At 74.8% G+C, this 12509-nt stretch carries 9 protein-coding genes; 2 read left to right on the top strand and 7 right to left on the bottom strand.

Features of this window, described 5'->3' with window-relative positions; translation table 11 throughout:
* Nucleotides 1-2015, top strand: a 2015-nt coding sequence (locus A4V12_RS23740) for a PQQ-like beta-propeller repeat protein (protein ID WP_064071567.1), incomplete at its 5' end; no start/stop codon positions are given.
* Between the two features lie 118 nt (nt 2016-2133).
* On the opposite strand, the gene A4V12_RS23735 is transcribed toward A4V12_RS23740, so the two are convergent.
* Nucleotides 2134-3111 carry a dihydrodipicolinate synthase family protein gene (locus A4V12_RS23735; RefSeq protein WP_064071433.1) on the bottom strand — a complete coding sequence of 326 codons (978 nt, stop codon included), beginning with the start codon at nt 3109-3111 and terminating at the stop codon, nt 2134-2136.
* A gap of 96 nt (nt 3112-3207) precedes the next feature.
* Between A4V12_RS23735 and A4V12_RS23730 the strand changes: the two genes are divergently transcribed.
* Nucleotides 3208-4176 (top strand): LLM class flavin-dependent oxidoreductase, encoded by a 969-nt coding sequence (locus A4V12_RS23730; RefSeq protein WP_064071432.1) that lies wholly within the window; start codon nt 3208-3210, stop codon nt 4174-4176.
* Here the strand turns inward: A4V12_RS23730 and A4V12_RS23725 are convergent.
* The 6 genes from A4V12_RS23725 to A4V12_RS23700 all read right to left on the bottom strand — a co-directional run bounded on the left by A4V12_RS23725 (nt 4166) and on the right by A4V12_RS23700 (nt 12440).
* Complete coding sequence (locus tag A4V12_RS23725; RefSeq protein WP_234372315.1) at nt 4166-5461, bottom strand: MFS transporter; 1296 nt, start codon at nt 5459-5461, stop codon at nt 4166-4168. The genes A4V12_RS23730 and A4V12_RS23725 overlap by 11 nt on opposite strands.
* On the bottom strand, nt 5458-6102 hold the full coding sequence (locus tag A4V12_RS23720; protein WP_064071431.1) for a helix-turn-helix domain-containing protein: 645 nt from the start codon (nt 6100-6102) through the stop codon (nt 5458-5460). The genes A4V12_RS23725 and A4V12_RS23720 overlap by 4 nt, the downstream gene beginning before the upstream one ends.
* Before the next feature lie 140 nt (nt 6103-6242).
* Entirely contained in the window at nt 6243-6533 is a 291-nt protein-coding gene (locus A4V12_RS23715) for a barstar family protein (RefSeq protein ID WP_064071565.1), read from the bottom strand.
* Between the two features lie 5 nt (nt 6534-6538).
* Nucleotides 6539-10861 carry a polymorphic toxin-type HINT domain-containing protein gene (locus tag A4V12_RS23710; RefSeq protein WP_159028927.1) on the bottom strand — a complete coding sequence of 1441 codons (4323 nt, stop codon included), beginning with the start codon at nt 10859-10861 and terminating at the stop codon, nt 6539-6541.
* Nucleotides 10862-11142: 281 nt separating this feature from the next.
* Entirely contained in the window at nt 11143-11817 is a 675-nt protein-coding gene (locus tag A4V12_RS23705) for an RICIN domain-containing protein (RefSeq protein ID WP_064071430.1), read from the bottom strand.
* Between the two features lie 35 nt (nt 11818-11852).
* On the bottom strand, nt 11853-12440 hold the full coding sequence (locus A4V12_RS23700) for an RICIN domain-containing protein (protein WP_064071429.1): 588 nt from the start codon (nt 12438-12440) through the stop codon (nt 11853-11855).
* Between the last annotated feature and the right edge of the window lie 69 nt (nt 12441-12509).

Genomic DNA, 12509 nt, shown 5'->3' with positions numbered 1-12509 from the left:
CCCCCAGCGCGGCGCACGCCGCCACGACACCGCCGGCCGCACCCGCGCCCGCACCCGCCGACGGCGCCGGCACCACCGGGCACCGCTGCTCCGGGCCCGCGGTCACCACGTACGGCGTCGCGTCCCTGACGGCGGCGATCGTCGGGACGACCGTGCTCGGCGACCACGCCTACGTCGTCGCCCGGGGCCAGAACCCCACCCTCGTCGGCGAGATCGACCTGACGACGAGAAAGCTCACCAGAACCTTCCGGCTCGACCGCGGCGACGGCGGCTGGGCGGCCACCGTCTCCGGCGGCCAGGTGTACATCGGCACCTACCCCTTCCCGGACATCCACCGCATCGACCCCGCCACCGGCACCGTCACCCGCATCGGCACCGTCGGCCCGGCCGGCGGCTTCGTCTGGTGCCTCACCACCGCCCCCGACGGCACGGTCTACGCAGGCACCAGCCCGCGCGGCGAGGTCTGGGAGTACAAGCCCCAGACCGGGACGCTGCGCAACCTCGGCGCGGCCATGGCCGGCGAGCAGTACGTCCGGGCCATCGCCGCCGACGACCGGTACGTCTACGCCGGCACCCTGCCGCGCGGCTTCATCGTCGCCTACGACCGGGTCACCGGCGTCAGACGGAACATCACCCCGACCCCGTACGGCGGCGCCTCCGCCCTCCTGGCCCGCGGCGGCCGGGTCTACGGCTCCTTCGGGAAGACCATCCTCGACCTCGCCCCCGACGGCAGCGACGCCCACGTCATCCCCATCCCCGCCCCCGAGCGCATTGCCGACGCCATGACCGTCACCGCCGACGGCACCCTCTACTGCGTCGGCCGCCCCAGCGGAACCGTCTACCGCCGCGACGGCGACACCCTCGTCAAGGTCGCCGCCCCCGCCACCGGCGACGAGCACCGCGCCCTCGTGCCCCTCCCGGACGGCACGATGCTGGGCGCCGTGGGCAGCGGCCGGCTGTGGTGGCTGGACGTGTCCACCGGCAGATCCGAGCTGGTCGAACTCATCGACATCGGCCTGTCCGGCCCCGACCCCGTCCAGTCCATCGCGTACGAGTCCGGCGGCACCGTCCACGTCGGCGGGCACTACTCCCTGACGACCCACCGGCCCGCGCACGGCACCTCGAAACGCATCCGCATCCCCGGCGAGCCCAAGACCCTCCGGGCGATCGGCGGCAAGGTGTACGCGGCCATGTACCCCAGCACCGAGTTCCTGGAGATCGACCCCCGCCGCGGCAGGGTCCGCTCGATGGGCTTCATCGACAACGACCAGCAACGCCCCACCGACATGGCCTACGTCCCCGAGCAGGACCTCCTGCTGGTGGCGAGCGCGCCCCCGGCCGGCGGCCTCAAGGGCGCCCTCACCCTGGTCGAACGCTCACGCGGCAGGCTCACCGTCCACAAGGACGTCATCACCGACCAGAGCGTGATGTCCGTCGCCCTCGACGACCGGATCGGCCACCGCACCGCGTACCTCGCCGGCGACACCTGGGGCGGCGGCAGCATCACCCCGACCCGCCCCAACGCCACCGTCGTCGCCTACGACGTGCGCCGCCGCACCGTGCTGTGGGAGGTGACGCCCGTCGAGGGCAACGCCAGCATCCAGCACATCGAGGTGCACAACGGCATCCTGTACGGCGTCTACAAGCGGCAGGCGGGCTCCTGGTTCGCCATGGACATCGAGACCCGGACCGTCCTCAGGACCGGCAAGCTCCCCAGCTACGGCGAGATCAGCGTCCACTTCGGCCAGGTCTACGCCTCGGTCTTCGGAGGCTCCGTCTACCGGCTCGGGCCGTTCGAACCCGGGGAGGGCGAGGCGGCCCTCGTCCTCGGCGGGCTCGGCGACGGCTGGTACAACCCGCCGCAACTGGCCTGGGAACGCGCCACCTGGCACGCCTGGGGCGTGTCCACCCGCGCCCTCGCCCGGCTCCGGCTCGACCCGCTGTGCCCGTCGGGAAGCCCGTCGGAGATCACCGCCCAGTACGAGGCGGTCCTGAAGGGCCTGCTCGCCAACTGACGGCCCCTCACTCCGCACCGCCCGCTCGCCCCCGGCCGGCCGCGCCGGGGGCCACGGCCCGGCCACCCCTTCGGCCACGGACCCCGTGCGGACCGCGCACGGGTGTGCCGCGCCGGGGTCACGCCCCGGCGCGGTCCTGGGCCGGCTCCTTGGCGAGCGCCTCCAGGCAGTCGACCACCGCCCGCCGCTCACCCTCCGGCAGCGCCGGGCCGTACGGATCGTGCGCCGCCTCCTCCGGGACCAGCCCCTCCCACACCGCCGCCCACAGCATCCGCTGCACATAGCCCTCGATGGGCGCGCGGAACGTCACCTCCGCGAACCGGTCCAGCCGCGCCGAGGCCCGTACGAACCGCTCGTGGTCCGCCGCCCGCCAGGCGTCGAGCACCGCGCTCGTGAGCGGCACCCGGGCCGCCGCGATCCCCACCAGGGCGGTGTCCGCGCCCCACATCAGCGAGGGCCCGAACATCCGGTCCTCGCCGGTGATGACCAGCCGTCCGCTCGGCCGGGCGGCCCCGATGGCGTCCTGACAGGCCATCGCCCGGTCCAGCGTCGCCAGCTTGACGCCCACCGCGGACGGCAGCGCCAGCAACCGCTCCACCAGACGGGGCGGATACGGGTACCCGCCCGCCTCCCCGTGCAGGAAGAACCCCACCACCGGCAGCCCGCTCACCGCCGCCACCCGCTCGTGCAACTCCACCGCAGCGTCGTCGTCCCCGTCCAGCTGCGCCAGCGGATAGACCATCACCGCGTCCGCGCCGCCCTCCGCGGCCGCCACCGCCATCGCCACCGTCGCCTCCACCGCGTCCGCGAGGCCCACCGCCCCGGCCGCACGCGGCACCCCCCCCCCCGCCCCCAACGGCCCTTCGACAACCCCCCGCCACACCGCGAGGACCCGGCGCCGGTCCCGCTCCGACAGGTACAGCCCGCGCCCCGTGTGGGCCCACACCGCCACCCCGCCGACCGGTTCGGCGGCGATCCGCTCCGCGTACCCGCGCAGCGCCCCGGCGTCCACCACGCCGGCCGCGTCCATCGGGGTCGCCACCGCCGGAAGGACGGTCCCGCGCAACCGCCGTACCAGCTCCTCACGTGCCGACATGGGTGTGCTCCCGTCTGTCGCGGCCGTTCTCGACACGCTAGCCTTTACGGTCCGGACCGTAAAGGAAGGGCCACCGACGAAAGGGACGGCGCTCTGATGCGACTCGGTCTGTACGTCAACCTCTACGCCGACCGGGCCGACCGGCCGCGACTCGCCGACGCCGTGGAGCAGGTGCGCCTCGCCGAACAGGCCGGTTTCGCGTGGGCCGTCCTCGGCGAACGGCACCTCCACCGGCCCGGCTACCACGAGGCCCTCACCTCATTGGCGTACCTCGCCGCCCACACCGACCGGATCGGGCTGGCGACCGCGGGCCTCATCGCCCCCGTCCACCACCCGGTGGCCCTGGCCGAGACGCTCGCCCACGTCGACGTCCTCTCCGGCGGCCGCCTCACCGCCGGCTTCGTCCTCGGCTACCGCCCCGAGGAGTTCGCCCTGTACGGCACGCGGCCGCAGGAGCGGGTGTCGCGGTTCGAGGAGTGCCTGGAGCTCGTCACCCGGCTGTGGACCGAGGACGAGGTCACCCACCACGGCCGGCGGTACGCGGTCGAGGGCGCCTTCCTGTCGCCGCGGCCCGTCCAGCGCCCCCGGCCCCGCATCTGGAACGGCGGCCGGGTGCCCGCGGCCCTGGAGCGCACCGCCTGGACGTGCGACGGCTGGACGACGTCCTTCAACGAGACCGACGAGGAACTGCCGAAGAAGATCGCCCTCTACCGGTCGTACCCGCGCGGCCCCCGCTCCCTGGGCGCCGAGGTCATCGTCTGCCGGGAGGGGTACGCCGCCCCCACCGGCGCCGCGGCCCGCGCCGCGCTGGAGAGCCCGCTGCGCAACCTCTACGACGCGTACGGCGACTGGAAGCGCACCTCCGCCGACGCCGCCCGCTACGCCCAGCCGTGGGACGACATCGTCGCCCGCTCGGTCATCGGCTCGACCGCCGCGTGCGAGGAACGGATCGGCCAGTACGCGGAGATGGGCGCCGACGGGATCGTGCTGCGTGTCCAGCCGCCCGGCATGCCCCAGGCGGACGCGCTGCGCGCCATCGAGGCGTTCGGCGCGCTCACGGCGTAGCGGCGGGCACGGGGCTCGTCCGCCCGGCCCACAGCGCCGCACCCGCCAGCAGGGCCACCGCCCCCACCAGCCACGGCAGCGGGCCGGCCGGCAGCGTCCCGGCCACCAGGCCCGCCAGGGCCCCGGCCGACTGCAGGGCCAGGGACTGCACGGAGAGGGCGGTGGCGCGCACCGAGCCGTCCACCCGGCGGTGCAGCAGGTCGTTCTCGTTCGGGCCCGCGGCCCCCAGACCCAGATAGACCAGCCCGTACGCGCACGCCGCGAGGACCGCCGCGGCCGTGCCGTCCCAGGCGGCCGTCACACCGAGCAGCAGCAGACCGGACCCGCTCACCGCGAGGCTCGCCAGGGCGGCGCGCTCGCTGCCGCCCGTCCACCGGGCGACGAGCGGCGCGCCGTGGCTCCCGGCCGCGGTGCACAGGAAACCCGCGCAGGCGAGCGCCGCGAACAGCACGGCCCCGGACTCGGGCGCCCCCGTCAGCCCGGCCGCCCGCCCGGGGGTGAGCAGTTCGACGGTGGCGAGGGCCGCTCCGGCCGCGGCGGCCGTCAGCAGCACCCGGCGGAGCAGCGGCTCCCGTACGGCCAGCCGCGTTCCGCCCGCGACCGTCGCGGGGACGCCGCCCAGCACCGACCGCAGGGTCGCGGGCGGCCGGGGCGGCTCCGGCAGGGCGGACAGCACGTGGACGACGTACAGGGCGCTGACGGCCGCGGCGAGGAGGCCGGGCACCGAGAGCGGGACGACGAGCCCGTCGGTGGCGCGGGCGAGCCGGGCGCCCGCGCCGGAGCCGGTGCCGAGCAGCAGCGGAAGCACGCCGCCGGCGAGCGTCCCGGCGGCGAGCGCGGCGGCGCAGGCGGTGCCGCCGCGGGCCAGGCCGGTGCGCAGTTCGGCGTCGGTCCCCGAGTGTGCCTGCACCGTGTCGACGTACCACGCCTCGGCCGGCCCGCTGGACAGGGCGCGGCCCGCGCCCATCAGCAGCATGGCGGCGGCCAGGGCCCACAGGGTGGTGCCGAGCGCGAGGGCGGTGAGGGCGCAGACGTTGAGCAGGCCCGCGGCGGCCAGGACGGCACGGCGGCCCACGACGTCGGACAGGCCGCCGGTGGGCAGTTCCATGACGGCCACGGTCACCGAGTACACGGCGTAGAGCCCGGCGACGGCCGCGAGGCTCAGGCCGCGCTCCGTCAGCAGCAGCACCTGTGCCGGGAGGTAGAGCCCCACGGGCAGCCAGAACAGGAAGGTGACGGTGGCGAAGCGGCGGCGGGCCGTGGCGGGGTCCAGTGGCTGCTTCACGGTTCCCGGCCTTCCCGGGCGGGCGGCTCGCCGGCGGGAAGACCGGTGCCGACGGGGAGACCGGCGAGGAAGAGCGCGACCTGTTCGGCCCGCGGATCGTCGCCGTCGCGGGCGGCCAGGTCGCCGATGGTGCGCTCGACCACCTCGAACAGTTCGGTGAGGGACTCGGGCGTCAGCCGCACCATGAGGTCCATCACGCCCGACGGCTCCAGCCACTCCGGCGGGACGAGCCCGGCGTCCAGCCGGCGCTGGTGCCCGGCGAGCGACCGCGCGAAGTGGTCCGCCTGGGCGCGGTGCACCGCTGCGAGGAAGGCCCGTCCGGCGTCGTCCGAGCCCGACATGGCGGCGTTGCTCCAGGTCGTGACCTCGTGCACCGCCTTCCAGCGCCGCTCGCGGCCGTCGCGGTGCTCGGCCTCGGCGATGAAGCCGTACTTGGCGAGGACACGCAGGTGGTAACTGGCCGACGCGGACGACTCGCCCGTCGCCGCGGCCAGTTCGCTCGCGGTCGCCGCCCCGTCCTGCCGGAGCAGTCCCAGCAGCCGGATGCGCAGGGGATGGGTCAGCGCCTTGAAGGCGGCCGTGTCCTCCTGCGGGTCGAGGACCCGCCGGCTGCCGGCGGCGGGGAAGGTGTCGTCGGTCATGAGGGGGAGCGTAGGGCGGCGGAACGATTCCGCCAACAGAATTTTGCAAAATTTTCTTGGCAGTGAAGTGGGGGGCGATGACGGAAAAGCCCCGCCGGAGACTCCGGCGGGGCTCGCCCGTCTTGCTTCTCTGCTGCCGGCTACTCGAACGTCACCGAGAAGCGCTTGGACTCCTCGCGCGAACTGTCCCGCTCCTGTACTTCGAGCAGGAGGTCACGGATCCGGTCGAAGGCGTCCTCGCCCAGTGCGGCCCTGCTGAGGTCCGCGTCCTTCCAGACGAGCTCCACCGGCCGTTCGACGTCCGTGGTCAGCCGATCCCACAGGGCGCTGAGGTTGGCCCCGTAGAAGGGGCCGAAGTCCAGTGCCCGGGACAGGAGCCCGTGGAGGTCCGGCACGGTGCGGACGGCCGCACCCTCGATGACGACCTTCATGACCATCACTTCCAGTTGGGGAGCAGGACGAAGCTCTTGTAGTGGTCGAACGTCACGTACGCGAGTCCGTCGTCCGAGAACACCAGCCGGGTGCCCGGCTGCTTGGACCTCTTCATCGTATTGGTGAGTCCGATGTCCGCCTCGTACCACGTCCGGCCCGGGTAGTCGGGCAGCAGCCCGTCCTTGTTCTCGAAGACGTCGCCGCCGATCTGGCCGTCCTTGAGGTGGTTGCCCAGGGCCTTGCCCTCCTCCCAGCCGGCTGCCCTGGCCTGGTCCTTGGTGACGTAGTGCGAGGGCAGCTTGCCGGTCTTCTTGAGGCTCTCGATCAGCTCGTTGGCCATCTCGGCGGTCTTGAGCGCCGCGCCGTAGAGCTTGCAGGTGGAGTTGTGCGCCAGGACCGGGGCGTTCCCCGCCAGCACGTAGTACGTGTGCAGGTCGTCGACCGTCAGGTTGTGGACCCGCAGCGGCTGGTTCCAGGCACGCACACCGACGAGTTCCCTCGTCGAGCCGTCGGGCGTACGCAGCAGGTCGCCGGCCACGAGGTCGGCGGCGTCCACCCAGTCGTGACGGTTGACGACCCAGAAGGGGTGCCCGTCCGTGGCCGTGAGGGTGCCGGTCGCGTCACCGGCCGCACCGTCGGTGTCGACGGTGAGCGCCCGCAGGGACTTCTGCCCCTCGCCGGTGATCAGGCGGGTGACGGCGCGCCCACCGGTGTCACCGGTGGCGGGGTCGGTCGCCAGGACCCGCTCCCCGACGCGTATGTCCCTGATCCGCTTGTACGTGCCGTCGGCCATCAGCACCCGGGTGGCCGGCGTGAAGCTGTTGCCGGGGTCCGGGCACGGCGGGTTCTTGCGGAACTTGTCGATCAGCTCCTGGCTCTTGGAGATGAGCTTCTTCGCCGCCGCCGACTGCTCGAGGAAGTCGTCGAGACCGCCGACGATCTTGACGAGCGCCTTGGTGATCGCCGGCGTCTCCTTGATCACCTTCAGGGCCTTGCCCCAGGGCAGGGCGCCGACCACGGCCCAGAAGCAGCTCTCGAAGTTGCCCTCGCTGAAGCACTTCTTGATGTCCTCGAAGAGGAGGTCGGCGATGATCTGGCCACCGTTCTCGACCAGGAAGTCGAGGATGTCCTTGTCCGCGAGCGCGCGTGCCTTCTCGAAGTCCTCCGGCGAGATCCCGGCGGCCTTGAGCGCCTCGAGCTCCCACGGGGTGAGCTTCGCGGTGCTGCCCTTCTGCTCCGCGGCCTTCGCCGCCGCCTCACGGGCCTTGCGCTCCTGCTCGCGCTGGTACTCCTCGGCCTTCTTCGCGGCCTCGTCCGCCTCGCGGGCGTAGGTGTTGGCGTTCTTCGCCGCCGCCTCCGCCGACTTGGCGTGGCCCTCGGCGGACTCGGCGAACTTGTTCGCGTCGGCGGCGTCCTTCTCCGCCTGGGCGGCCGCGCCCTGGGCGACGCTCGCCTCCTTCTCGGCCAGGCTGGCCGCGCTGTTGGCGGCGACCGCGTGGCTGTCGGCCTCGGCCGCGGCGCCCCGGGCGCGGGCCGCCTCCGCCTCCGCCTGGTTGGCGGCGTTGCGGGCGGCCGTGGCGTCCGCGTACGCCTCGTTGGCGGCCGCGCGGGCGAGCTTCGCGTCGGCCTGGGCCTGGGCGTCGGCCTGATTGGCGCGGGCCGCGGCGGCCCGGGCCTTGGCGCCCTCCTCGGCGGCCTGCGCGGCCGACTTCATCGCCGCCGCGGCGGAGCGTGCGGCGTTCGCGGACGAACGCGCCGCGTCGGCGGCGGCCTTGAAGGCGGGGGCGACCTGGGCGTTGGCCCGCTTCGCGGCGGCTTCCGCTGCCTCGGCGGCCTTCACGGCCTCGGCGGCCTTCGCCTCGGCCGAGGCGACCTGCTCGGCGCCCATCTGCTCCGCGGCGGCGGCGACCGCCGCGGCGAAGTCGGCGTCGACGTCCTTGCCGCTGAACGGCGCGGTGAGCGTGATGGCCGTGTTGGCCGGCTCGGCGATGCCGGCGGCGGTGTCGCGGGCCGCGGCGGACGCGGCAACGGCGATCGTCGACTGGACGCGCGCCGTGGCCGCCTCACGGACGGCGCCCTGGGCCTCGTCCTTGGTGCGGTTGGCGGCCTGGAGGGAGTTGTTCGCCTCCATGGCGGCGAGACCGGCGAGCCGGGAGGACTCGTGCGCGGCGATGCCCGCCCGCGCCTCCTGCGCGGTGGCCTCGGCGGCCTTCTGGTTGGCGCGCTGCGCGGCGGCGCGCGTGAGGGCCGCCTCGGCCTCCGCCTTGTTGGCGGCGGCGTTCGCGGCGGCGGCAGCGGCCTCGGCCTTGTTCGCCGCGGCGTTGGCGCGCGCGGCGTGCGCGGTGGCCTCGGCGGCGGCGGCCCGTGCCCGGGCGGCGGCGCCCGCGGCCTCCGTCGCGGCGGAACGGGCCCGTACGGCCGCGCCGCTCGCGGTGTCGGCGGCGCTGCGGGCCTGACCGGCCGCGGCACCCGCCGTGTCGGCGTCGGCACGGGCGGCGTCCGCGGCGGCACGGGCGACACCCGCGTCGATGGTGCCGCGGCCGGAGGCGGCGATCGCCTCGGTGGCCTTGGCGCGGGCCTCCTTGGCCTGGTGGTTCTGCTCCGCCTTGAAGGCGGCGTTGCGGGCGTTGCGGGCGTTGGTCTCCTCGCCCTGCGCCCGGCGGTCGGCGTCGGCGGCGATGCCGTCCTGGCGGGCGGCGTCCGCCCGCGCGGCGGCGGCCGTGGCGGCGGCGGCCTGGGCCTGGGCGCGGGCGGCGGAGGCGGTACGGGCTTCGGCCTCGGCACGTGCGCGTGCGGCCGCGGCGATGTCCCGTTCCTTCTCGGCCCGGGCGCGGGCGGCGGCGGCGAGGTCGCGCTCGCGTTCGGCGATTACACGCTGCTCGGCGGCGATCTTGGCCTGGCGCTGGGCCTCGATACGGGCGTCGCGGGTCTTGCGGGCGTGCTCCCACGCCTCCTTCTCGGCCTGCTCGGCCGCCAGGCGTGCCGTCCTGGCACGCGCGGCGGCGGTCGCGGCGATCTTCGCCTGGGTCTCGGCGGCCTCGGCGAGGCGGGCGGCGGCCTTGGCGTGCTCCTCGGCGTTGGCACGCCACTTGGCGGCCTGCTGGGCGTGCAGTTCGGCCTGGTTCTTGGCGTTGAGACCGGCGGCGTCGGCGGCGGTGGCGTCCACCGCGTGCCGCGCGGTGGCGGCGGCCTTGGCGGCGGCGTCCGCCGCACCGGCGATGCCGGAGGCGACCTCGGACCACTGGGTGCCGTGCTCGAGGCCGGTCTCCACCAGCACGCCGGCCTGCACCTTGGCCTGGGCCGCGGCGACCTGGGCCGCCTTGGCCGCGTCCTCGGCGTACCCGACCTGCCGCGCGACCTCCGTCTTGACCGGGCCGTAGTCCGACAGGCGCTTGCCCGCCTTGTCGGCCGCCAGCATCCGGTCGGCCTCACGGGACTGGGCGGCGGCGGCGCTCATCGCGTTCGACGCGCTCTTCAGCGCCTTCACCGCGTCACCGTGCGCGGCGATCAGCTTGGTACGGGCCTCGGCCGCGACGGCCGCCTTGCGGGCCAGCTCGCGCAGCTTCTCGGCGGCCTCCTGGGCCTCCTTCTGCGCCTTCTCGTGCGCGGCACGGTCATCGGCGTCCTGCTGCGCCGCGGTCTGGTAGCCCGTCTCCAGGAACTGCGCGATCACCGCGTCGTCCTTGGACTCCAGCGCCGCCAAGGCGGCCCGCTTGACCGCGGGACCGCCCACGGAGGCCAGCATCTCGACGCGCTTGCGGTTCTCCTCCGCCCGCTTGGCGGCGTTCTGCTTGTCCGCCTCGTCACGCTGCTTGGCGATGTCGGCGCCGAAGGCCAGGAAGTCGGCGCGGTCCTGCGCCGTGCCCTTCAGGACCCGCTCCACCTCGGCGTTGAAGAAGGAGCCGCCGGTGCCGCGCAGCGCCTCGATCTTCCGGCGGTTCTCCACATCGGCGCCGGCACGCTTGTCCTTGGCACGCTGCCGCGCCTCGGCCTCGCCGCGCTCCAGGAAGTCGCGGATCGCGTTGGGGTCGGTGCTCGCCAGCGCCGCCTTCGCGGCCTCGCGGACCTCCTCCTCCTCGTCGAACTCCGCGAAGTCCTCGACCAGCTGCCGGTCCCGCTCGTCGCTGATCCGGTCCAGCTCGGACGTGGCGGCGGGGGCCGGCGCGGTGCCGCCGCGCGGCTTCACCGCCTCCGCGAGCCGGTCCAGCGACTGCAGCGTCCGCGTCAGCGACACCTGCTCGTCGCGCACGGAGGTCGCGGCGGCGGCCTCACCGGTGACGGTGCCCAGCACCGCCACCGCGACCGCCACGGACACGGCCCTCGTCATGTTCCCGGCCACGCCTGCGCGCAGCCCTCCGGCCCTGGGCCGGACTCTTCCCCACACGGGAAACCCCCTCGATGATGGATCACAAGAACCCCGCCCGAGGTCAGCGGGCGGGGTGGTCGAACGCCGTCCGGCCGGCCCGGGTCCGGGCCGGCCGGACCCCGGGGCTCAGCCCCGGGTGCGGCTCTCGCCGTCCCGGGCGCGCGCGAAAGTGGTCACAGCCGCCGGGGCGGGGTCCGCACGAGCGGCCCCGCCCCGTCCGCGGCCTTCTGCTCACGGCGGGCTCACGGGGTGGTTCGGACCTGCCAGAGCTGGGCGTCGGTCCGGTTGCAGGTGTGCAGCTGCACGTCGACGCCGTTGTCCTTCTTGGCGCCGGGCACGTCCACGCACGTCCCGTCGGCGTGGGCCGGCTGGAGCTCGTACAGCTTGCGCACGGGGTCGACGAGCAGCAGCTGCCAGCGCTGGTGCGTGCCCTGACCGCAGGTGAACTGCTGCACGGCCGTACCGGGCTTGGCGGCGGCCTTCTGCACCTCCAGGCACTTGCCGCTCTTGACGTTGCGCATCTCGAAGGTCCCGCCCGGAGCCGCGTCGGCGGTCCACTTCTGGGCCTCGGTGCTGTTGCATGTGTACTGCTGGGCGTTGACGCCGTCCGTGCTCTGGCCGCCCTCGATCTCCAGGCACTTGCCGCTGTGCGCGGCCGTGAGCTGCACGACGACCGGCGGCATCCTGAGACGGGACGCCTTCTCCGAGCCCACGGCAGCCGCGATCACGGCCAGCTCGCGTGCCGCGACGGCCGGGTCGTCGTCGGCGGCCCCGGCGGCCTTCTCGGCGGCGGCACGGGCGGCTTCGGCCGCCGCTCCGGCCTTGGCGCCCCCGTCGGCCTGCACGGCGGTGGCGGTGCCGGCCAGGACGGCGGCCGTGGCTCCCAGCGCCAGGGCTGCGCGGATGATCCGGGACATGATGGATCGGTTTCCTCTCACGGGTTCGGGGGTGCTCAGGCGGCCGTGACCGGCTCGAGGCGCCACTTCTGGGCGCCCGAGCCGTTGCAGGGCCAGAGCTGCGCGCTCGCGCCGGCGTCCTTGCCCACGGGTGCGATGTCCAGGCAGCGGTTGGTGCCCGTCGCCGTGTGGACGGGCCGCAGCTCGTACGACTCCTTGGCGATGTCGACCATGATCATGCTCCAGCGCTGGTGCTGGCCCTGCCCGCACCACCACTGCTGGACGACCGAACCCGCCTTGGTGCCCGCGCTCTGCACTTCGAGGCACTTGCCGCTGTGCCCGGCCCGCAGTTCGAAGGTGCCCGCACCGGTGGGCACCAGGTCGAACCGCTGGTTCTCCGCGTCATCCGCGCACGCCGACGCGGTGGCGTCCGTACCGTTGCGCAGGCTGCCCCGGGCGATCGTGAGGCAGAGGTCGCCGACGCCGGCCCGCAGTCGTACGGCGGTGGGCGGTGCGACCGCGGCGGCCCTGGCGGCGGCCGCAGCGGGCGGTTCGTCGGCGACGGCGACGGCGACGGTCAGGCCGCCGGCGAGCGCGGCGACGCCGGTCCCGATGGCGAGGACGGATCGGACGATCCGGGACATGGGATGGTTTCCGTTCTTCTCAGGTCTGACGTGTCGACTCGGCGGGCGGCGGTCAGCGCGCGAGGGGGG

The organism is Streptomyces noursei (assembly GCF_001646665.1).
GTDB classification, from domain to species: domain Bacteria; phylum Actinomycetota; class Actinomycetes; order Streptomycetales; family Streptomycetaceae; genus Streptomyces; species Streptomyces lavendulocolor.
Note: the sequence above shows the minus strand (reverse complement) of the source record. Positions and strands in the feature narration are given on the sequence as shown.

Excerpts from the sequence above, each read along its gene's own strand:
- A4V12_RS23735 (WP_064071433.1), bottom strand. The coding sequence starts at position 3,111 with ATGTCGGCACGTGAGGAGCTGGTACGGCGGTTGCGCGGGACCGTCCTT.
- A4V12_RS23730 (WP_064071432.1), top strand. The coding sequence starts at position 3,208 with ATGCGACTCGGTCTGTACGTCAACCTCTACGCCGACCGGGCCGACCGG.
- A4V12_RS23720 (WP_064071431.1), bottom strand. The coding sequence starts at position 6,102 with ATGACCGACGACACCTTCCCCGCCGCCGGCAGCCGGCGGGTCCTCGAC.
- A4V12_RS23715 (WP_064071565.1), bottom strand. The coding sequence starts at position 6,533 with ATGAAGGTCGTCATCGAGGGTGCGGCCGTCCGCACCGTGCCGGACCTC.
- A4V12_RS23710 (WP_159028927.1), bottom strand. The coding sequence starts at position 10,861 with ATGACGAGGGCCGTGTCCGTGGCGGTCGCGGTGGCGGTGCTGGGCACC.
- A4V12_RS23705 (WP_064071430.1), bottom strand. The coding sequence starts at position 11,817 with ATGTCCCGGATCATCCGCGCAGCCCTGGCGCTGGGAGCCACGGCCGCC.
- A4V12_RS23700 (WP_064071429.1), bottom strand. The coding sequence starts at position 12,440 with ATGTCCCGGATCGTCCGATCCGTCCTCGCCATCGGGACCGGCGTCGCC.